The 20852-nt window shown below is 71.6% G+C and carries 21 protein-coding genes; 11 read left to right on the top strand and 10 right to left on the bottom strand.

What is annotated here, in order from left to right; all coding sequences use genetic code 11:
• Positions 1-89: 89 nt before the first annotated feature.
• From MKK68_RS01515 to MKK68_RS01545, 7 genes are all read right to left on the bottom strand, one after another.
• Positions 90-305 (bottom strand): hypothetical protein, encoded by a 216-nt coding sequence (locus tag MKK68_RS01515; protein WP_147730004.1) that lies wholly within the window; start codon positions 303-305, stop codon positions 90-92.
• Positions 306-430: 125 nt separating this feature from the next.
• Positions 431-1897 carry a chlorophyllide a reductase subunit Z gene (bchZ, locus tag MKK68_RS01520; RefSeq protein WP_243938560.1) on the bottom strand — a complete coding sequence of 489 codons (1467 nt, stop codon included), beginning with the start codon at positions 1895-1897 and terminating at the stop codon, positions 431-433.
• On the bottom strand, positions 1897-3489 hold the full coding sequence (gene bchY / locus MKK68_RS01525; RefSeq protein WP_244028000.1) for a chlorophyllide a reductase subunit Y: 1593 nt from the start codon (positions 3487-3489) through the stop codon (positions 1897-1899). Before bchY ends, bchZ begins: the two co-directional genes overlap by 1 nt.
• A 5-nt stretch (positions 3490-3494) precedes the next feature.
• Positions 3495-4481 carry a chlorophyllide a reductase iron protein subunit X gene (locus tag MKK68_RS01530; RefSeq protein WP_147728121.1) on the bottom strand — a complete coding sequence of 329 codons (987 nt, stop codon included), beginning with the start codon at positions 4479-4481 and terminating at the stop codon, positions 3495-3497.
• On the bottom strand, positions 4478-5413 hold the full coding sequence (gene bchC, locus MKK68_RS01535; protein ID WP_244028008.1) for a chlorophyll synthesis pathway protein BchC: 936 nt from the start codon (positions 5411-5413) through the stop codon (positions 4478-4480). The genes MKK68_RS01530 and bchC overlap by 4 nt, the downstream gene beginning before the upstream one ends.
• A gap of 86 nt (positions 5414-5499) precedes the next feature.
• Entirely contained in the window at positions 5500-6714 is a 1215-nt protein-coding gene (locus MKK68_RS01540; RefSeq protein WP_244028015.1) for an acetylserotonin O-methyltransferase, read from the bottom strand.
• 10 nt (positions 6715-6724) lie between these two features.
• A complete protein-coding gene (locus tag MKK68_RS01545; RefSeq protein WP_244028017.1) occupies positions 6725-7594 on the bottom strand; it encodes a polyprenyl synthetase family protein in 870 nt (289 codons plus the stop codon).
• A gap of 106 nt (positions 7595-7700) precedes the next feature.
• Here MKK68_RS01545 and crtD point away from each other — a divergent pair, with 106 nt between their 5' ends.
• Together crtD and MKK68_RS01555 are read left to right on the top strand one after the other, a co-directional pair.
• Complete coding sequence (gene crtD / locus MKK68_RS01550) at positions 7701-9239, top strand: 1-hydroxycarotenoid 3,4-desaturase CrtD (RefSeq protein ID WP_244028019.1); 1539 nt, start codon at positions 7701-7703, stop codon at positions 9237-9239.
• On the top strand, positions 9236-10093 hold the full coding sequence (locus MKK68_RS01555) for a carotenoid 1,2-hydratase (RefSeq protein ID WP_244028070.1): 858 nt from the start codon (positions 9236-9238) through the stop codon (positions 10091-10093). Before crtD ends, MKK68_RS01555 begins: the two co-directional genes overlap by 4 nt.
• A gap of 47 nt (positions 10094-10140) precedes the next feature.
• Here the strand turns inward: MKK68_RS01555 and MKK68_RS01560 are convergent, their stop codons facing one another.
• Entirely contained in the window at positions 10141-11709 is a 1569-nt protein-coding gene (locus tag MKK68_RS01560; RefSeq protein WP_244028022.1) for a GMC oxidoreductase, read from the bottom strand.
• A 242-nt stretch (positions 11710-11951) separates the two neighbouring features.
• Between MKK68_RS01560 and MKK68_RS01565 the strand changes: the two genes are divergently transcribed.
• From MKK68_RS01565 to MKK68_RS01585, 5 genes are all read left to right on the top strand, one after another.
• On the top strand, positions 11952-12428 hold the full coding sequence (locus MKK68_RS01565) for a DoxX family protein (protein ID WP_147844035.1): 477 nt from the start codon (positions 11952-11954) through the stop codon (positions 12426-12428).
• Positions 12429-12454: 26 nt separating this feature from the next.
• A complete protein-coding gene (locus MKK68_RS01570) occupies positions 12455-12916 on the top strand; it encodes a cupin domain-containing protein (protein ID WP_244028024.1) in 462 nt (153 codons plus the stop codon).
• 10 nt (positions 12917-12926) lie between these two features.
• On the top strand, positions 12927-13829 hold the full coding sequence (locus tag MKK68_RS01575) for an SMP-30/gluconolactonase/LRE family protein (protein WP_147844034.1): 903 nt from the start codon (positions 12927-12929) through the stop codon (positions 13827-13829).
• A complete protein-coding gene (locus tag MKK68_RS01580) occupies positions 13826-14752 on the top strand; it encodes a VOC family protein (RefSeq protein WP_244028026.1) in 927 nt (308 codons plus the stop codon). The genes MKK68_RS01575 and MKK68_RS01580 overlap by 4 nt, the downstream gene beginning before the upstream one ends.
• 123 nt (positions 14753-14875) lie before the next feature.
• Positions 14876-15871 carry a catalase family peroxidase gene (locus MKK68_RS01585; RefSeq protein WP_243936688.1) on the top strand — a complete coding sequence of 332 codons (996 nt, stop codon included), beginning with the start codon at positions 14876-14878 and terminating at the stop codon, positions 15869-15871.
• Positions 15872-15892: 21 nt separating this feature from the next.
• Here the strand turns inward: MKK68_RS01585 and MKK68_RS01590 are convergent, their stop codons facing one another.
• Together MKK68_RS01590 and MKK68_RS01595 are read right to left on the bottom strand one after the other, a co-directional pair.
• Positions 15893-16279, bottom strand: coding sequence for a type II toxin-antitoxin system VapC family toxin (locus tag MKK68_RS01590; RefSeq protein WP_243988328.1), 387 nt, complete (start codon positions 16277-16279; stop codon positions 15893-15895).
• The gene (locus MKK68_RS01595; RefSeq protein WP_244028034.1) at positions 16276-16509 is read right to left on the bottom strand and encodes a type II toxin-antitoxin system Phd/YefM family antitoxin; all 234 of its coding nucleotides are present in this window, start codon (positions 16507-16509) and stop codon (positions 16276-16278) included. The genes MKK68_RS01590 and MKK68_RS01595 overlap by 4 nt, the downstream gene beginning before the upstream one ends.
• A 173-nt stretch (positions 16510-16682) precedes the next feature.
• Between MKK68_RS01595 and lgt the strand changes: the two genes are divergently transcribed.
• The 4 genes from lgt (at position 16683) to MKK68_RS01615 (ending at position 20683) form a co-directional block, all read left to right on the top strand.
• A complete protein-coding gene (gene lgt / locus MKK68_RS01600; RefSeq protein ID WP_244028036.1) occupies positions 16683-17570 on the top strand; it encodes a prolipoprotein diacylglyceryl transferase in 888 nt (295 codons plus the stop codon).
• 4 nt (positions 17571-17574) lie between these two features.
• The gene (locus MKK68_RS01605; RefSeq protein ID WP_147859743.1) at positions 17575-18648 is read left to right on the top strand and encodes a class I SAM-dependent methyltransferase; all 1074 of its coding nucleotides are present in this window, start codon (positions 17575-17577) and stop codon (positions 18646-18648) included.
• A 97-nt stretch (positions 18649-18745) separates the two neighbouring features.
• Entirely contained in the window at positions 18746-19516 is a 771-nt protein-coding gene (pgeF, locus tag MKK68_RS01610; protein WP_244028038.1) for a peptidoglycan editing factor PgeF, read from the top strand.
• 270 nt (positions 19517-19786) lie between these two features.
• Positions 19787-20683, top strand: a complete 897-nt coding sequence (locus MKK68_RS01615; RefSeq protein ID WP_244028040.1) for an outer membrane protein — start codon at positions 19787-19789, stop codon at positions 20681-20683.
• Positions 20684-20852 lie beyond the last annotated feature (169 nt).

A 20852-nucleotide genomic window follows, 5' to 3' on the forward strand; every position in this document is an offset into this window, starting at 1 on the left:
ACGACCGGACTTCCACCCGTTCTGCCCGGACGGAAGCGTCTCGAAGGGCTCGGCCGGCGCGAAGCGCGATCCGGCGCGGCCCGAAGGCGTCAGCCCATGAAGGCGTAGGGGATGGCCGAGACCGCCATGGCCTTGGCCTCGCCGAAGACCGAGCGGCGCTGGGCCGGGCGGCCCGGCTCGCGCGCCGGCATCACGCGCTGGGCGATCGCGGCGGCGAGGAAGAACGGGTAGGTCGCGCCGAGGATGACCTTGAACTGGACCTCCTCCTGGTGGAGCCGGGACGTCGCATCGATCGATCGGGCCATGGATGTCCTCCTGGGCGCTGGGGCCGGCGCAGGGCGCGGGCTCGGCGGGGTGCGGGCGGATTCGTCCGGCCGGAGCCGGGGCGAAGGGGTGTGGGCGGCAGGGCTCGGCAGGCTCGCGGACGCGCTCATGCGGCGACCCCGAGCTTCAGGGCGTCGTGGGCGGTCTCGACGTGCCCGGGTGCGACCTCGCCGGCGCCGTCGCGGCGGGCGCCGCGCTCGGCGGCATCGCGCAGGCGCTTGGCCATCGAGATCCGGACCAGGACCGGCTGGCGCTCGACATGCGCGTCGAGGAGCGCCCGCGCGGCCTCGTTCCACGGCAATTCGCGATGCATCCGCGCCGGCGTCGCCTCGACCGCATCCATGTCGCGGGCGAGCGGCAGGATGTGGAAGAGCATGTCGAACAGCGCGTTGCAGACTTCCTGCACGAGGTAGGTCGCGCCGGAATAGCCCATGAACGGCGTGCCGGTGTGCCGCCGGATGATCGCGCCGGGGAACGAGGCCGGCACGAACACCGCCCGGCAGCCGCTCTCGGCCGCGTACATCCGCTCGTTGAACGAGCCGAACAGCACCAGCGGCGGATTGTTCGCGATGGCCGCGCGCACGGCCGCGTTGTCGGGCTTGGCGCCGGGCTTTCGCGCGAAGGCGAAGGTGCAGGGCAGCCCCATCTCCTCCTCGAGGAAGTGGCGCACGCCGCGCGCGTAGGTGTCGGTCGCGACGATGCCGAAGCTCGCGGTGCCGAAAAAGTCCTGCGTCACCGAGCGCCACAGGTCCCAGACCGGCTTGATCGTGGTGTGCTTCTCGCGCTCGATGAACGGCTCGGGATCGAGGCCGAGGATCTCGCCGAGCGAGCGCAGGAACTTGGTGGTCGAGAGCACGCCGATCGGCGCCTGCAGGTAGGGCCGCTCCAGGTCCTCGCAGAGCAGGCGCCCGAACTCGCGGTAGAGGCAGACGTTGGCGTCGGCATTGACGAGCTTGGGCACGTCGGCGAGATGCGAGCCCAGCGGGAAGACCAGGTTGATCTCGGCGCCGATCCCCTCGACCAGGCGCCGGATCTCAGCGAGGTCGGAGGGCATGTTGAAGGTGCCGTAGGCCGGCCCGATCAGGTTGACCCGCGGGCGCTCGCCCTCCTTGCGCGCGGGACGCGGCGGGATGCCCTTCTTGGCGAAGCGCTTGGCGCCGTATTCCTGCCAGAGCCAGCGCATCGCCCGGTCGGCGGTCTGCCACTGGTCCTCGTCGATGGTGCGCGGCAGGAAGCGCTGGATGTTGGTGCCCTCCGGCGTGACCCCGCCGCCGATCATCTCGGCGATCGAGCCGGTGACGACGACGCTGGGCTGGCCGGGATCGAGCACCGCATGCGCCCGCTTCATCGCGCCCTCGGTGCCGTGGCGGCCGAGCTCCTCCTCGCCGAGGCCCGTGACGACGATCGGAAGCTCGTGCGGCGGCAGCGCGTCGGTGTAGTGCAGCACCGAGGTGACCGGCAGGTTCTCGCAGCCGACGGGGCCGTCGATGATGACCTGCAGGCCCTTGATCGCCGTGAAGACGTAGACGGCACCCCAGTACCCGCCGGCGCGGTCGTGATCGAGGACGAGCATCAGGCCATCTCCCCGATAGGCGTGTTGTCCAGCAGGAGACCTTGGTCGTGCTTCTTCGGCGCGGGCGCCCGCGCCACGCTCTTGCGCAGCTGCGGCACCGCCTCCCAGACGCCGGCGGCGTGGCCGGTGCCGACGCCCTCGAAGAAGCCGCGCATCGCGTCGAAGCGGCCCTTGTTGCCGAGCGCGGCGTTGATCACCTTGGCGAGCGAGCCGGCGCCGGCGACGCCCATCAGCGGCCGTGCCGAGATCAGGTTGGTGAAGTACAGGGCCGGCGTGCCGGCCTCCTTGGCCTTCTGCACCACCGGCGTGGTGCCGACGGCGAGGTCGGGCCGGTATTCGCGCATCGCGGCGAGGTCGTCCTCGAGCGAGGCCCGGAACTTCACCTGGACGCCGCGGGCCTCGAGCCAGTCGCGGTCGGCCTCCGCCCAGGGCGTCCTCGGGCAGGCGGTGCCGACGTAGCGCAGGTCGGCGCCGCTCTCGATCAGCAGGCGCCCGACCAGCAGCTCCGAGCCTTCGTAGCCGGAGAGGGTGATGCGGCCCTGGATCGGGGCGGCGGCGAGCACGCCGCGGATCGGCGGCAGCAGGCGGTTCTTGGCGGCCTCGACCAGGCCGCGCGGGACGGCGCAGGCCTCGCCGATCCGGTCGAGCCAGTCCGCGGTGCCGTCGACGCCGACCGGCGCCGAGCCGACGATCGGCCGGCCGGCCGCCTCGAACTCGCGGATGCTCGCGGTGTAGAACGGGTGGATCGCCGCCACCGCCGCGCCGTCGAGCGCCGCGTAGAGCTCGCGCCATTCGCGGGTCGGGACCACGGGGCCGGCGGCGAGGCCGAGCGGCTCCAGCATCGCGCCGATCACCACGGGATCGGCGGGGAACATCTCGCCGAGCAGCGTCACCGTCGGGCGCTCGAAGCGGCCGGCGCGCGGCGCCTGGACCGGGCCCTGCTCGGCTTCCGTGCGCGCGAACCGCAGCATCGCGCCGGCGAGCACGTCCTTGGCCTCGGCATGGGTCGGCACCCCGAAGCCCGGCACGTCGATGCCGATGATGCGGACGCCGTCGATCTCTTTCGGCAGCAGGCGCAGCGGCACGCCCGAGGCCGTCGGCACGCAGAGGTTGATCACCACGACGGCGTCGTAATCGGCGGGCTTGGCCGTGAGGAACACCGCCTCGCGGATGTCCTCGAACAGCTTGCCGGTGACCAGCGTCTCCGAGTTGAACGGCACGTAGCCGACCGAGCGCTTGGCCCCGTAGAAGTGCGAGGTGAAGGTCAGCCCGTAGACGCAGCAGGCGGAGCCGGACAGGATCGTCGCGGTGCGCCGCATCCGCAGGCCGACCCGGAGCGAGCCGAAGGCCGGGCACATGCTCTGCGGCTGGTCGTGCGGCCCGACGGGGTAATCCTTGGCCAGCCGGTCCAGCGTCTCGCTCATGCCGGCCTCGGCGGCGGCGGCCCGCATCACGTCCTTGCCGGCATGGCAGCCGAGGCCGTCGCCCTTCGTCGCCGCGAGGTTCACGGCCGGCGCCTGCGCGGCGGCGAGCGTCGAGGCCGGGACTTCCCGGCGGGCGCGGAGCGCGGCGATGTCGAGGGTGACGGCCATGCGCCTCAGACCTCGTCGTAGACGACTTCGAGGGACGGCTTGGCGACGTGGGCGACGCCGCACATGTCCTCGAAGGTCGCCGGCACCAGCACCACGTCGCGGCCGGTGGTCTCGCTGGAGAACAGCCCGAGGAGGCCGTCCTGCGAAAGCGGTGCCGGGTGATTGGGCTTCGCCTCGGCGACGTTCTGGGCGAGATCGGCGAACAGCGAGCCCCAGCGCCCGTCGGGCCGGCCGATGATCTCGTAGTTCGCGCTCTTCCTGCGGATGTCGTCGTCGGCCGGGATCGAGGCCAGCACCGGGATGCCGACGGCGGCCGCGAAGGCTTGGGCCTCGCCGGTGTGATCGTCCTTGTTGATCACCAGGCCGCCGACGCCGACGTTGCCGCCGAGCTTGCGGAAGTATTCGACCGCGGAGCAGACGTTGTTGGCGACGTAAAGCGACTGCAGGTCGTTCGAGCCGACGACGATGACCTTCTGGCACATGTCGCGGGCGATCGGCAGGCCGAAGCCGCCGCAGACCACGTCGCCGAGGAAGTCGAGCAGGACGTAGTCGAAGCCCCATTCATGGAAGCCGAGCTTCTCCAAAAGCTCGAAGCCGTGAATGATGCCGCGGCCGCCGCAGCCGCGCCCGACCTCGGGGCCGCCGAGCTCCATCGCGTAGACGCCGTCGCGCTTGAAGCAGACGTCGCCGATCGCCACCGGCTCGCCGGCGAGCTTCTTCCGGGTCGAGGTCTCGATGATGGTCGGGCAGGCCTTGCCGCCGAACAGCAGCGAGGTGGTGTCGCTCTTCGGGTCGCAGCCGATGAGAAGGACCTTCTTGCCCTGCTGGGCCATCATGTAGCTGAGGTTGGCCAGGGTGAACGACTTGCCGATGCCGCCCTTGCCGTAGATCGCGATGATCTGCGTTTCCTTCTTCGCCGGCGCGGTCGCCACCGGATCCGGCTCGATGGCCGCTTCGGCGCGGAGCGCGGCGTTGGTCAGGTGCATGTTCATGCGTTCCTCCAGTCGAGGATCATCTTCAGGCACTCGGGCTCGCCGAAGGCCGTGCGATAGGCCTGCTGCGCCTCCGACGCCGGGCGCCGGTGGGTGATCAGGCCGTCGAGGGAGAGGGCACCGCGTGCGACGAGCGCGCTCACCGCCGCGAGGTCGTGCGGCCGGAACTCGGCCGCGACCCGGATCCGGGCCTCGCGCAGGAAGGCCGGCGGGAAGGCGAAGGCGAGCGGCGCCTCGTAGAAGCCGGCGAGCACGATCTCGCCGCCGGAGCACAGCCGCCCGATCAGCGTGTCGAGGAGGCTCGCATCGCCGCTGACGTCGGTGATCGTCGCGTAGTCGCGGCGCTCGTCCTGATCGGGGTGGATGACGGGATAGCCGAATTCGCCCCGCGCCCGGACCGGATTGGTCTCCCACACCGTCGGCATCGCGCCGGACAGGGCGGTGAGCCGGGCCAGCAGGCGCCCGAGCACCCCGTGGCCGACGATCAGCGAGCGCTCGCCGGGGGCGTTGCTCGCCATCGCGTGGTAGGCGGTGGCGGCGAGCGCCAGCAGGATCGCCTTCTCGCCCAGGGCGGGGTCGACCGGCACCAGCTTCTCCGCCGGCACGATCAGGTGCGAGGCGGCGCCGCCGAACAGGCCGCGCACCGTGCCGAAGCAGCGCGCGCCCGGCACGAACACCGCTAGGCCGACGCTCAGGTCCGAGCCCGCGGGCGCCGATTCGACGGTGCCGACCGACTCGTAGCCCGGCACCAGCGGGTATCCCATGCCGGGGAAGCTCGGCATCCGCCCGGTCCAGAGCAGGCGCTCGGTGCCGGTGGAGATCCCGCTCCAGGTGACGGCGACCACCGCGTCGCCCTCTGCGGCCGGAGTCAGCGGCAGGCGGTTGAGCGCCAGCACCTCCGGTTTCTCGAGAACGACGGCGAGCGCGTCCATGTGCGGTGCCTCTTCCATCCCTGGCCCGACTCTCCCGGTCGGCCATCAGTCATCCTAGAATGACAACGGAAAGCGTCAAGCCAAATTTACACTTCGCCGCGCTTGCGGGCGACGACGAGGCGCGTCAGCAGGGGACGACGGGTCTTCACGCTGCGGATCGCGTCGAATCCGGCATCGCGAAGCATCGCGGTCAGCTCCTCGACGGTGCGGGCGCGGCCGCTGCCCATGGCGAGCAGGTAGAAGCCGAAATAGGCGTCGCCGATCGGCTCGGCCCCCCGCGTCCCGGCCATCGGCTCGGCGACGAGCAGCGTGCCGCCGGGGGGCAGCGCGTCGTGCGCCGCACGCAGCAGCACCGCGGCGCGGGCGTCGTCGTGGTCGTGGACGATCCGCACCAGCGAGATCGCGTCGGCGCCGCGCGGCAGCGGATCTGAGAAGAAGCTTCCGCCGCGGCAGGCGACCGTCAGGCCCGCCGCACCGAGGCGCGCCTCGGCCCGGGCGGCGACCGCCGGCAGGTCGAACAGCATCAGGTGCAGGCCGGGGTGGCGGGCCGCGGCGGCGGTGACGAAGGCGCCCTCCCCGCCGCCGACATCCATCAGGCAGGCGTGCGATCCAAGCGGATAGGCGTCGAGCACGTCCTCGGCGATCAGCGCCTGCGAGGCCGCCATCAGGCGGCTGTAGCCGGCGACCGCCCCGGCCTCCGCGGCGTCCGGCTCGGCGGCCTTGGCGTAGGGCCAGTAACCCGAGAGTTGCGTCGGGGGTCCTTCGCCGCGCAGCAGCGCGACCGGGTCGGCGAGATCGGCGTAGAGCATGGCGTGATGTTCGATCATCGCCGCCACCGACGGGTTGCCGATCAGCGCCGCGCCGAGGTCGGCCAGCGCCCAGCGCGCGTCGGGCAGGCGGCCGATCAGGTCGAGGGAGGCGGCGGCCTTCAGCAGGCGCTCGGCCCGCTCCGGTGCGAGACGGAAGCGCTCGGCCACCACGGCCGTCGCGAGCGGGCCGGGCTGCAGCGTGTGGAACAGGTCGAGCCGGACGCAGGCGAGCAGCACCTGGGAGTAGGTGAACCCGGCGCAGAGGTCGAACAGCGCCCGGGTGTTCGTCCGCGCGATGCGGCGCGTCAGCGGAAACCCGGCGGCCCAACGCTGGAATACGGGGCTCGCGACGCGGGCGATGCGGAAGGCGCGCCAGCGCTCGCGAAGGTTTCGAAACGCGAGCCACCCTCCCCCCGCCGAGGCGAGCGGGACGGCGCGGAGGTCGTTCTTCTCCCCGCCGGAGACGATGCCGACGCTGGTCTCCGCCGCCATGCCCCTCGCCTCAGGCGAATTCGTGGGCGAGGCTCGCGGGCAGGAAGAGCCGGGTCTGCGCGGCGATCTCGGCGCGCAGCGCGTCGGCGCCCGGGCAGGTCGGGATCACCTCGATCGCCTCCGCCGAGAGGCGCTTCAGCCGCTCGAGGGCGCCGCCCATGCCGAGGAGCAGGGCGGCGTTCGGCCGGCCGAGGGTAGCGTCGCGGCCGGCGGGCTTGCCGATCTCCTCCTGGCGGCAGGCGACGTCGCGCAGGTCGTCGGCGACCTGATAGGCCTCGCCGAGGCATTCCCCGAGGAGCCGCCACGGCAGCGGCGACGCGCCCGCCGCCGCCGCACCCGCCACCGTCGCGGCGGCGAACAGCGCACCGGTCTTGGCCTGCTGGTAGTTCGACAGCGCGACCTGCTCCTCCGATTCCCAGGCCTGGCCGGCGACGATGCCGGTCGGCGAGCCGACCGCGCGGGCGACCAGCCCAACGAGCGCCGCGAGCCGATGCGGGTTCCTGGCCGCGACCCGGGCCAACGTCTCGAACGCGAGCACGATCAGCGCGTCGCCGGTGAGCACCGCCAGCGGCTCGCCGAAGGCGACGTGCACGGTGGGCTTCTGCCGGCGGGTCTCGGCGTCGTCGAAGCAGGGCAGGTCGTCGTGGACGAGGGAGGCGCAGTGCAGCAGCTCGATCGCGGCGGCGGCGGACTCGGCGGCGGCCGGATCGTCGTCGCCGCAGGCGGTGGCCACCGCCAGGCAGAGCCGGGGCCGGATGCGATGGCCGCCCGGGAACACGGCGTAGCGGATCGCCTCGGCGAGCCGCGGCGGGGCGCCCGGCGCCTCGGCGTAGGCGACCGCGTTGTCCAGGGTCCGTTCGATGCGCTGGCCTGCGTCCACCGTGACCTCCTGTGTCAATTTGCTTTGACTTTTCGAAGTGTCATCTATGATTGACACTTGTCGCGGGTGAGATCAATGCCGGATCGTTGTGCGGCACGGGGGAACGATGGTGATCGAGCGGGTCGTGGTGATCGGGGGCGGCATCGGCGGGCTCGTCGCCGCCCTCCGGCTCGCCGTGGCTGGATGCGCGGTGACGCTGCTCGAGACCGCCGGCGTGCCCGGCGGCAAGATGCGCAGCGTGCCGGTCGGCGGCACCCGGATCGAGGCCGGCCCGACCGTGTTCACCATGCGCTGGATCCTCGACGAGATCTTCGCCGAGGCCGGTGCGGATCTGGGTGAGCGGGTCGCGCTGAGCCCCGCCCGCATTCTCGCCCGCCACGCCTGGAGCGCGTCCGAGCGGCTCGACCTGCTCGCCGACGTCGACGCCTCCGCCGACGCGATCGCCGCCTTCGCCGGCGCGCGCGAGGCCGAGGGCTACCGGCGCTTCTGCGCGCGGGCCGAGCAGGTGTTCCGCACCCTCGACGCGCCGTTCATCCGCGGCGCCCGGCCCGGACCCGTCGACCTCGCCCGTCGCGCCGGCCTGTCGGGGCTGGGCGACCTGTGGCGGATCCAGCCCTTCGCCACCCTGTGGGGGGCGCTCGGCGACTACTTCCGCGACCCGCGCCTGCGGCAGCTGTTTGCACGCTACGCCACCTATTGCGGCTCCTCGCCGTATCAGGCGCCGGCGACGCTGATGCTCGTCGCCCATGTCGAGCAGGCGGGCGTGTGGTCGATCGAGGGCGGCTTGAGCCGGCTCGCCGCGGCGGTCGCCGCGCTGGCGCGCGAGCGCGGCGCGACGATCCGCACCGGCGCGCACGTCGCGCGCATCCTGGTCTCGGGCGGTGCGGTCTCGGGCGTGGTCCTCGCCGACGGCGAGCGGATCGCGGCCGACGCGGTGGTGATGAACGGCGACGTCTCGGCTCTCGCCGCCGGGTTGCTCGGGCCCGCGGTGGTCGGCGCCGCCGATCCGGTGGCCCCGGCCGAGCGCTCGCTCTCGGCGATCACCTTCTGCCTGAACGCCCGCACCGCGGACTTTCCGCTGGCGCACCACACCGTGTTCTTCGGACGCGACTACCGGGCCGAGTTCGACGCGATCCGCCGCGGGCGGCTGCCGCCCGACCCCACGACCTACGTCTGCGCGCAGGATCGGGCCGGCGACGCGATGCCGGACGGGCCCGAGCGCCTGCTCTGCCTCGTCAACGCGCCGGCCCGGGGCGAGCGACCCTTCACCGATACGGAGATCGACGCATGCGAAACGACGATGCGGGCACGGCTGACGGCGTGCGGCCTGACGATCTCCGCCGCCGAGACCGCGGTCACCACGCCGGCCCGGTTCGGCACCCTGTTCCCGGCGACCGGGGGGGCGCTCTACGGACGGGCCTCGCACGGCTGGAGCGCGACCTTCAAGCGGATGGGCGCGCGGACCCGGCTGCCGGGCCTGTACCTGGCGGGCGGCAGCGTCCATCCGGGGCCGGGGGTGCCGATGGCGGCGCAATCGGGGCGGATCGCGGCGGACACGCTGCTGGCGGATCGGCGGGCGGCGCGCCCCGCTTCGACACGCCGGTCGGCCGCGACGGCTATGTCTGGTGGTACGTCGACGCCCTGAGCGCGGACGGCACCCAGGGGCTGACCATCATCGCCTTCATCGGCAGCGTGTTCTCGCCCTACTACGCCTGGGACGCCACGCGGAACCCGTTCGAGCACTGCGCCGTCAACGTCGTCCTCTACGGCGCGCGCGAAAACCGCTTCTGCATGACCGAGCGCGGCAGCCGCGCCCTGTCGCGCGATGCGACGCAGATCCGGATCGGGCCGAGCGGCATGGCCTGGGACGGCACCTCGCTCACCATCACCCTCGACGAGACCACGGCGCCGGTCCCGTCGCGGGTCCGCGGCACGGTGAAGCTTCATCCCGGAGGGATCACGCCCGGGCCCTTCACCCTGGACGCGCGGGGCGCGCATCGCTGGTGGCCGATGGCGCCGTCCTCGCCCGTCGAGGTCGCGCTCGACGCGCCGTCCGTGCGCTGGTCCGGCACCGCCTACTTCGACACCAATCACGGCGACGAGCCGCTGGCCGAGGCCTTCACGAGCTGGACCTGGTGCCGGGCGGACCTCGGCGACGGCGCGGCGATCCTCTACGACGTGTGCCGCCGCGACGGCTCGGGCCAGAACCTCTCGCTCCGCTTCGACCGCATCGGCGCCCGCCGCGATCTCCGCCCGCCCCTCGCCGCGGCCTTGCCGCCGACGCGGTTCTGGCGCGTGCCGCGCGCGACCCGCAGCGACGACGGGCGGGCGGAGGTGGTGCGGACCTTCGAGGACACGCCGTTCTACTCCCGCTCGCTGCTCTCGGCCCGGCTCGCCGGCGAGACGGTGCGCCCGGTCCACGAGAGCCTGTCGCTCGACCGCTTCCGCAATCCGCTGGTGCGGCTGATGCTGCCGTTCCGGATGCCGCGGCGGGCGTGACGACCAGGCGCCACGCGCTCGTCCGAAGCGGGTCGCGATCGAGCCCGTCAGCCCAGCCGTTCGGCGATGTGGTCGGCAACGCGCAGCGCGTTGGCGACGATCGTCAGCGTCGGGTTCACGGCGCCGATCGAGGGGAAGAAGCTCGCATCGGTGACGTAGAGGTTGTCGAGCTCGTGCGCCTTGCAGGTCAGGTCGAGCACGGACGCCTTCGGATCGGTGCCGAAGCGCAGCGTGCCGGCCTGATGCGCGGTCCCGCTCAGGGGGATGTTCTTGCCGAGATACAGCGAGCGCTCGAACAGGTAGGTGTAGAGCCCGCCCGGACGGAGCAGGTCCTCGAGCTTGCCGCGCAGGCGGTCGTGCGCCTCGCGGTTGGTCTCGCGCACGTCGAGGATCACGCGGCCGTCATGGCCGAGCATCACCCGGTTGTCGGGATGCGGCAGGTCCTCGCTCTGCAGCCAGAAGTCCATCGAGTGGCGCGCCACCATCTCGAACGGGGCATTCGGCAGGAAGCCGGTCCATTTCGGAAACTCCTCGCCGCGGATCTGCTCCGGATGCGTCTTGGCGCACATCTGGATCAGGCCCATGGGAAATTCCCAGTCCTTCGACTCGAAGTAGAAGTCCGAGACCGCGAGCGTCTTCTGGAAGACGGTGTCGTTGACCTCCTTCGACAGGGCCATCAGCACCGACATGGTGTGGCGCATGTAGTTGCGCCCGACCTGGTCGGAGCCGTTGGCCAGCCCGTTCGGGTGGGCCGCGTTGGCCGAGCGCAGGAGCAGCAGCGCCGAGGACAGCGCGCCGCACGCGACGACGACGATGTCGGCGGAGTAGCGCTCCGCCCGGCCCTCGCGGGTGACGTTCACCGCCGTCACGGTGCGGCCCGACGGGTCGGTCTCGAGCGTCGAGACGTAGGCGTTGACGAGCAGCGTGACGTTGTCGTGGCGGGCCAGCGTCGGGTCGACGGTCATCACCTGCGCGTCGGCCTTGCCGTTGAGCAGGCACGGGAACCCGTCGAAGGCGTCGCAGCGGATGCAGATGCTGGTCGGCGTCGGCTTGCCGTTGCGCTCGTCGAGCTTGATGCCGAGCGGCAGGTGGAACGGGTTGAGGCCGACCTTTGCCCAGTCGTCCGACAGCTTCTGGATGCGCGGCTCGTGGCTGACCGGGGGATGGGCGTAGGGGCCGCTCGCCCACGGCTCGTTCGGATCCTCGCCGCGTTGCCCGTGCACGGCGAACAGCGCCTCCGCCTGCCCGTAATACGGCTCGAACTCGGCATAGGAGACCGGCCAGGCCGGCGAGAGGCCGTCCACGTGACGGACCTCGCCGAAATCGCGCTCGCGCATCCGCAGCAGCGCCGAGCCGTAGACCTTCGAGTTGCCGCCGACATAGTAGTGCAACGCCGGGCTGAACGTGCGGCCGTCACCGCCGTACCAGGTCTCCTTCGCCTGGTAGGCGCCGTCGACGAAGACGGTCTTCGAATTCCAGTTGTCCTGCGAGCGCGGGAGGTAGTCGCCGCGCTCCAGCAGCAGGATGCGCTTGCCGGTCTTCGCCAGCCGCGACATCAGCGAGCCGCCGCCGGGGCCCGAGCCGATCACGATGACGTCGTAATGGTCCTCTCGCATCGGTCGGCCTCGCACTGCAATACGCTGGAGAAAACGGGTTCGCCGGCCAACGGCACAAGTCTGGAGGCGTTCCAGGCTGGCCGGTCACGGCATCGTGCGCGCTGCGATGCAGCAAACGCACCCGCTTCCGCCGCCCGGCCCGGCAACTGCGGCGGGTGAGCGGCGTTGGGCCCTCGAGCACGAACGCCGCCCCTCCCCCGTCTCGCCCCGGATCTCGCGATGCCCGTCACCCCAGGCCCCCGATGACGTGGCTCGATCTCGTCGCCGTGCCGCTCGCGGCCAAGCTCTGCCTCGTCTTCATGTTTCCGCTCAGCGCCTACGACAAGGTCGCGCACTGGGACGAGGCCATGGGGCAGGCGCGCTCCGGCCCGCTGCCTTTCCCGGCCCTGCTGCTCGTGCTCGGCATCCTCGTCGAGGCGGTGACGCCGGTTCTGATCGTGACCGGCATCTTCGATCGCGCGGCGGCCTTCATCCTCGCCGGCTTCTGCGCCGTCACCGCGCTGATGTACCACCCGTTCTGGCGGTTCCCGGACTTCTGGTCGAAGAACGGCGAGGGCCGTGCCCATTTCTGGGACTTCTTCAAGAACTTCGGCCTCGTCGGCGGGCTTCTGCTGGTGGTGATCGGCGGCACCTACGCCCCGGCCTCCGAGGTCGTTCGGCACCCGCTCTCGAGCGGCCCGCAGGCCGCCCCGGCCCTGTCCGCCCCCGACAACCGTTGACGACCCTCTCTCGCAAGGAACCCGACATGGCCGATCAGCACGACGGCGGGCCGCCGCCCAGGATGCCGTACTGGCACGTCTACACCGACGCCGAAGGCGTGAGCCGGCAGGAACGGTTCGCGCTGTCGGCGTTCAAGTTCGAGGGCATCGACCCGCAGACCGCGCCGCAATGGAACGACAAGCAGGCGCCGTCGCAGGCCGGCGTCACCTTCACGGTGCTGCCGGTCGGCTGGGCCGGGCAATGGCACGAGAACCCGCGGCCGCAATGGATCGCCATCCTGTCGGGCCGCTGGTTCGTCGAGACCATGGACGGCACCCGCGTCGAGATGGGACCGGGCGAGCTGATGATGGGCGAGGACCAGAACACCAAGGAGCGCGACGGACGGAAGGGGCATCTCTCCGGCACGGTCGGCGACGAGCCGTGCACGATGATCGTCACCGGCCTCGACGTGACGCCGACCGTGAACCAGCCCGGACGCTTCAAGTAGGCCCGCGCCGATGGATGGCTTCGAGATCACGCAGCCGCGGTTCAAGGCGTTCGTGCTGCCGAACGCGCCGCTGGAGATGCTCGCCGAGGGCTTCCGATGGTGCGAGGGCCCGGTCTGGTTCGGCGACCGCGACGAGCTCCTGTTCTCGGACCTGCCGAACGACCGCGTGATGCGCTGGAGCGAGACCGGCGGCGTATCGGTGTACCGCTCGGGCACCGGCTTCGAGAACGGGCACGCCCGCGACCGGCAGGGGCGCCTGCTCTCCTGCTCGCACCGCGACCGCCGGATCACCCGGACCGAGCTCGATGGCACGATCACCGCGCTGGTCGAGCGCTACCAGGGCCGCCGGCTGAATTCCCCGAACGACGTCGTCTGCAAGTCGGACGGCACGATCTGGTTCAGCGACCCGCCCTACGGCATCCAGACCGACTACGAGGGCGGCAAGCAGGCCTCCGAGCTGCCCGCCAACGTCTACCGCTTCGACCCGCGCGACGGCTCGCTCGCGGTCGTGGCCGGCGACTTCGACGGGCCGAACGGGCTCGCCTTCTCGCCGGACGAGACGAAGCTCTACGTCGCCGAGAGCGGGCTGCAATTCGCCGAGGCGCCGAAGAAGTTCATCCGCGTCTTCGACGTCGCCGAGAATGGATCGCTCTCGGGCGGCGACGTCTTCCACACGGTCGAGCCGGGCTTCGCCGACGGCTTCCGCCTCGACGACGAAGGCTATCTCTGGTCGGGCGCCGGGGACGGCGTGCATTGCATCGATCCGCACGGCGAGCGCGTCGGCAAGATCCTGGTGCCCGCGACGGTCTCGAACCTCGCCTTCGGCGGCCGCAACGGCAGCCGGCTCTTTCTCTGCGCCTCGCACACCCTCTACGCGATCTACACCAACCGGCGTGGGGCGCGGCTCCTGTGAGCGCCCTGGTCCGATCGATCGCCGGGTTCGAGCGCACCGTCGCGGACCTGACGCGGACGGAGGCGTTTTATCGCGACGGCCTCGGGTTCTCGCGGGTCGGCCCGATCGAGCCGCTGCCGGCTGCGATCGGCGACGCCTACGGATCCCCCGGGGCGGTGGGCTCGCGCCTGACGATGCGGCTCGGCCGGCAGATCGTGGCGTTCCTGGCCTTCGATCCGCCGGGCGCGCCGTACCCGGACGCGCCCCGTGCCACCGATCCGGTCTTCCAGCATCTCGCGATCCCCGTCCGCGCGATGGAGGCCGCGTTCGGGCAGCTCTCGCGCCTGTCGCCGACCGCCGTCAGCGTCGGCGGCCCGCAGGACCTGCCCAAGACGTCGGGCGGCGTCACGGCCTACAAGTTCCGCGATCCCGACGGGCACCCGTTGGAGCTGATCGCTTTCCCCGGCGGCCCCGCCGCCGAGCGCTGGCAGGCCGCGCCCGGCCTGTTCCTCGGCATCGACCACTCGGCGATCACCGTGACGCGCCTCGAGGCCGCGCTCGCCTTCCACGCGGCGCTGCTCGGCTTCCGGGTGGCGCAGCGAGGTCTGAACGCGGGCGAGGCGCAGGCGCGCCTCGACGGCGTCCCCGACCCCGTCGTCGACGTCCTCGGCCTGGAACCCGGCGGCCCTGCGACGCCGCATCTGGAGCTGCTGCACTACCGCCAGCCCGCGACGGAGAAACCGACCCCGGCGCCCTTCGGTCCGCGCGACCGGGCGACGACGCGGCTCGTCCTCGAGACCGCCGACGTCGTCAAAGCCGTCGCGGCGATCCGGCAGGCCGGCCACCCGGTGCGGCTTTCGGCCGACGGCAGCACCGCCTACGCCGAGGGACCCGAGGGGCATGGGCTGCGGCTCGTCGGTCCAGACGGCGGCGCGCGCCGATAAACGGCCTCGCATCGCGGCGCGCGGCTCGATCCTTTTGTGCAACTCCAGATCGTGGCAATAGCCATCCATCGCCGCCGGTCGCCGCCTCGGGTGCCGGAGGGCCGCCCCGATCCGGAGACCTGCATGACCCGTATTCCACTCCTCCGACGCGCCCTGGCGGGCGGCCTCATGCTCGCCGGTCTGGCCGGCACGCCGGTCTCGGCCGAGGACGGCACCACCGCCGAGCAGACCGTCGACGCGATGAACACGCTCTGGGGGCAGCATCCGGGCATGCGGGCGAACCACGCCAAGGGGACCGTCGTGGAAGGACGCTTCACGCCGAGCGCCGAGGCGGCCAAGCTCAGCAAGGCGTCGGTCTTCGCCGGTGCCGCCGTGCCGGTCACCGCCCGCTTCTCGGACGCCACCGGCCTCCCGACGATCGCAGACGGCGCGGCCAACGCCAACCCGCACGGGCTCTCGCTCAAGTTCAAGCTCGCCGACGGCAGCGAGATGGACGTCGTCACCAACAGCCTGAAGTACTTCCCCGTCGCCACCGGCGAGGAGTTCCGCGACCTGCTCGTCGCGATCGCGAAGAGCGGGAAGGATGCCGGAAAGCCGACGCCGGCCGAGACCTTCGTGGCGAGCCACCCGGCCGCGGGCAAGGCCGGCGCCACCGCCCGGACCCCGACGAGCCTGGCGCGCCAGACCTACAACGGCGTCAACGCCTTCATCCTCGTCGACGCGAGCGGCAAGCGGCAGGCCTTCCGCTACCGCATCGTGCCGGTCGAGGGCGAGGAGCTGCTCGGGTCCGAGGAGGCCGCCAAGCAGGCGCCGGACCACCTGATGAGCGAGATCCGCACGCGGCTCGGCAAGGCGCCGGTCTCCTACAAGGTGCTGGCCCAGCTCGCGGAGCCCGGCGACCGGACCGACGACGCGACCCAGCCGTGGCCGGAGGAGCGCCGCCTGGTCGAGATGGGCACCCTGACGCTGACCAAGCCCGTCGCCGACAGCGCGAGCGCCGAGAAGGCGCTGCTGTTCCTGCCGAACGCCCTCACCGACGGGATCGAGGTCTCGGACGATCCCCTGATCGACGCGCGGGTCCAGGCCTACGCGGTCTCGTTCGGGCGGCGCTCGCAGTGACGGCCGGGCGCGTCGCCCGTCTCACCAGATGCGGGTGACGCGCCCGTCGAAGACGGCATCGGCCGAGATCAGCGGCATCGCGCGGATCGGCGCCGTTGCCGCCGGCAGACGGTCGAACGGGTCGCAATGCGACCAATCCATCGTGCCGGCCATGAGGCAGATCTCACCCGTCAGCGCAGAAGTTCTGCCGCCTTGTTGGAGGAGGAGGTCGGCGAGGCTGTCGGCGAAGGGGGCCATGTCAGGCCATTTGCCGAGGCGCACCTTCTGACCGATTTCAAAGAAGGTGATCGGGCTCACATAAACCGTCGCGGCCGCAGATATGCTTTGCCGCGCCGCAAGGGAGAGGCGACGATCGTTGGTGAGCGACCAAGCCCAGGCATGCGTGTCCAGGAGAAGGCTTCCGCTCAACGCCCACCCTCCCACAGGTCGAGCGCGTCGGCGTCCATCGGTTCGAGGAAGTCGGGACCCGGACCTGTCACGCGACCTTCCCGAAGACCGATCTTGAACGTGGTCTTCGGGATGGCGACCAATCGGACGACGGGCTCGCTTCCACGGGCGATGATGACCTCCTCGCCACGCAGAGCTGCTTCGATCAGCTTGGACAGCTGAGTCTTGGCCGCATGGACGGTTATCTGCATCGCACATTCCCAACTATAAGACGGCACGATCTTAGCTAAGTCGACTAGGTTCGCTAGGGAGGCAGGCCGTGCCTCCTCGCCATCGGGCCCGAGGCCTGAGCAAGGACCGATGCCCAAGGCTTGACGCCTCCCGGGGCCCACGTCCAATGCCGGCGTTTCCACGGGAGGTCCCGATGCTCTTCGCCCTGCCCTTCCCGGCCATCGATCCGGTCGCCGTCGCGATCGGGCCGATCACCATCAAGTGGTACGCGCTGGCCTACATTGCCGGGCTGATCGGCGGCTGGTTCTACGCCCGCCGCCTGGTGATGGCCGACCGCTACTGGGGCGTGGTGCGGCGCCCGACCACCGCCGACATCGACGACATGATCGTCTGGGTGGCGCTGGGCGTCGTCCTCGGCGGGCGCATCGGCTACGTGCTGTTCTACAATCTGCCGATGTATCTCGACGACCCGATCGAGATCCTGGCGATCCGCAACGGTGGGATGTCGTTCCACGGCGGCTTCCTCGGGGCGATCCTGGCGATGCTGCTGTTCGCGCGCTCGCGAAAGCTCGGCGGCTACACGCTCCTCGATCTGGCCGCCGTGGTCGTGCCGATCGGGCTGTTCTTCGGCCGCATCGCCAACTTCGTGAACGGCGAGCTGTGGGGCCGGGTCGCGCCCGACTTCGCCTATGCCGTCGTCTTCCCCACCGGCGGCCCGCTGCCCCGCCATCCGAGCCAGCTCTACGAGGCCGCGACCGAGGGGCTGCTGCTGTTCATCGTCATGGCGCTCGCGGTGAACCGCTTCGGTTTCCGCAAGCCGGGCCTCCTCGGCGGCATCTTCGTGCTTGGCTATGCCGTCGCGCGGACCGTCTGCGAGCTGTTCCGCGAGCCCGACCGCCAGCTCGGCTACCTGTTCGGCGACCATCTCGGGCCGCTCGGCGGCGGCGTGACCATGGGCATGCTGCTCTGCGTGCCGATGGCCGTGGTCGGGCTGGTCTTCATCGTGCTCGCCGCCCGCGGCGTCACGCGGCCGCGCCATCCCGTCGAGGCCGCCGCGCTGCAGACGGAGACGGCGCGGTGAGGACGTGAGCCCCACGCCCCTCGGCGCCGAGATCGCCGCCCTGATCCGCGAGACCGGGCCGATCGGGATCGACCGCTACATGGCGCTCTGCCTCGGCCATCCGGTGCACGGCTACTACCGCACCCGCGACCCGCTCGGCCCGCGGGGCGACTTCACCACCGCGCCCGAGATCAGCCAGATGTTCGGCGAGCTCGTCGGGGTGTGGATCGCCTCGGTCTGGGCCGCGATGGGGGCGCCGGCCCCGCTGCGCCTGGTGGAGCTCGGCCCCGGCCGCGGCACGCTGATGGCCGACACGCTGCGGGCGCTGCGCACCGTGGCGCCGACGGCGGCGATCGACCTCCACCTCGTCGAGACCAGCCCGGTGCTGCGGGCGGCGCAGGAGGCGACGCTCGCGGCGGCGACGCCGACCTGGCACGCGGACGTCGCCTCGGTGCCGCCCGGCCCGGCGATCGTCGTCGCCAACGAATTCTTCGATTGCCTCCCCGTGCGCCAGTTCGTGCGGACGGCGCGCGGCTGGTGCGAGCGCCTGGTCGGCCTCGCGGACGGCGCCCTCGCCTTCGGCCTCGCGCCCGACCCGACGGTCGCGATCACCGCCGCGGCGGCCGAGGGGGCGCTGATGACCCTGCCCGCCCCCGCCCTCGAGCTGGCGCGAACCCTGGCGCAACGCGTCCGCGACCAGGGCGGAGCCTTGCTCGTCGTCGATTACGGCCATGTCCGGCCGGGCTTCGGCGACACCCTCCAGGCGATCGCCGGGCATCGCTTCGTCGGGCCGCTCGACGCGCCGGGCGAGGCCGACCTCACCGTGCATGTCGACTTTCCGGCCCTGGCGCGCGCGGCCGCCGAGGCGGGGGCGGCGATCCACGGCCCCGTCGATCAGCGCGCCTTCCTCGATGCGCTGGGTCTTCCCGCCCGCGCGGCCCGGCTGAAGGCGCGCGCGACGCCGGCCCAGGCCGAGGCGATCGCGGCCGCGTCGCTCCGGCTCACCGATCCGGCCCCCGGCGGGATGGGAAGCCTGTTCAAGGCGATGGCGATCACCCAGCCGACCCTTCCGCCGCCGCCGGGATTCGCGCACGGCTGAGGGCGCCGCGGGTGCCATCGTCACCGCCGGCGCCTTCGGTTATCGACGGGCGGACGTGATCCCGCATCGCGGGCGCGAAGTCTCGCCAGGAGCCGCCATGTTCGTCGAAGCGCCGGAACTCAGCTCGCATTCGGGCGTCCGCCACGCCTTCTTCACCCGGCAGGGCGGCGTTTCCGACGGGCTCTACGCCTCCCTCAACGGCGGGCTCGGCTCGCAGGATAGGCCCGAGGCCGTCGCCGAGAACCGTGCGCGGATGTGCGCGCAGCTCGGGCTGCCGGCGGATCGGCTGGTGAGCCTCTACCAGGTGCATTCCGCGCAGGCCGTCGTGGTCGAGGCGCCGTTCGTCCCGTCGGAGCGCCCGAAGGCCGATGCCATGGTGACGCGGGTTCCGGGCCTCGCCCTCGGGATCGCCACCGCCGATTGCGGCCCGATCCTGTTCGCCGATCCCGAGAACGGCGTCGTCGGCGCCGCCCACGCGGGATGGAAGGGCGCGCTGACCGGCGTGGTCGAGGCCACGGTCGCCGCGATGGAAGGGCTCGGCGCCCGCCGCTCGGCGATCGTCGCGGTGCTCGGCCCGACGATCGCGCAGGGCGCCTACGAGGTGGGCACGGATTTCATGACGCGCTTCCGGGACGAGGCGCCGGGATCGGATCGGTTCTTCGCGGCCGGCACGCGGCCCGACCATGCACAGTTCGACCTGCCGGGCTTCGTGCTCTCCCGCCTGGAGCAGGCGGAGATCGGAGAAGCCGCCATCCTCGGCCTGTGCACCTATTCCGACCCGGACCGCTTCTACAGCTACCGCCGGACCACGCATCGCGCCGAGGCGGATTACGGCCGGCTGATCTCGGCGATCGCGCTGACGCCGTAGGCGGGTTCCATCGAAGGAACCGCATGCGACAATCTGTCCAGAGGCGGGACGCGAAAAAAGCGTGGCCGCAAGTGAACCTTGACCATTCGCGTGTGTTTATCGGGGCAGGTACCAAGGCAACAACGGCGGGGCGCCACAAAGGGGCCGTCTTCAGGACGGTCGGCGTTACCGTGATGCAACAGCATCCTTGGAGCCATTGACTTAAAGACGGGCAATCGGTGCCGGACGGGCCAAAAGGCCGGCGGCACCAGATGGAATGAGGACCAGACCATGAAATCCATGCTTCGGGGCGTCACCGCCCTCGCCGGCATCGCGCTCGCCGGCTCCGCCTTCGCCGCCGACCTTCCCCGTCGCGCCCCGCCGCCGGTGTTCACCCCGGTTCCGGTGTTCACCTGGACGGGCGCGTACTTCGGTATCAATGCCGGCTACGGCTTCGATGCCAGCGATCGCCGCGGCGCCACCGTCGTCGGTGTCTCGCCGCAGAACGCGATCTTCGCCGGCCCGGCCGGTGGTAACCGCGCTGGCGTGCTCGCCTTCGGCGGCAGCCGCGGCAACGACGGCTTCACCGGCGGTGGCCAGGTCGGCTACAACTACCAGTTCACCCCGGGCTCGGGCGTCGTGATCGGCATCGAGGCCGACGCGCAGTACGTCGACTTCGGCCAGAACCGCAACCGCTTCTCGTCGGCCACCGTCGCTGGCGGCGGCATCCTGCCCGGCAACCTGATCTACAACCCGTCGGGCCTCTCCAGCCTCGACTACTTCGGCACCGTGCGCGGTCGCCTCGGCTACGCCTTCGACCGCACCCTCGTGTACGGCACCGGCGGCTTCGCCTACGGCAGCGGCGGCGGCCGTGACTTCGGCTCGGGCGTGTCCCGCAACGACTTCCAGACCGGCTGGGCCGCCGGCGCCGGCGTCGAGTACGCCCTGCCGACCGACTCGTTCCTGAACTTCTTCCGCTCCTCGGCCGTGACGCTGAAGGTCGAAGGCCTGTACGTGAACCTCGACCAGGGCGGCCGCAACAACGGCGCCTTCGCCTCCAACTCGACCGGCACCGTGACCCTGACCTCGCCGGGCGTGACCGTCGTGCAGAGCGGCCTGAACCGCAACAACAGCACCGAGTTCGCTGTCGTGCGCGCCGGCCTGAACTACAAGTTCGGCTCGTACTAGGACCTGCCGGATCCGCCGCGGCTCGCCCAGAGCCGCGGTTCGGTTGGATGGGTCGGTCGATCAAACAACGCCCCAGGAGAAACCTCCTGGGGCGTTTGTCGTTTTCCGAACCCGACCGTCTAAAAATCGGGGCAAGAAACAAAAAAGCGCGCCTTTTAGGGCGCGCTTG

The sequence above is a fragment of the Methylobacterium sp. E-016 genome (genome assembly GCF_022829745.1).
Classification (GTDB): Bacteria; Pseudomonadota; Alphaproteobacteria; order Rhizobiales; family Beijerinckiaceae; genus Methylobacterium.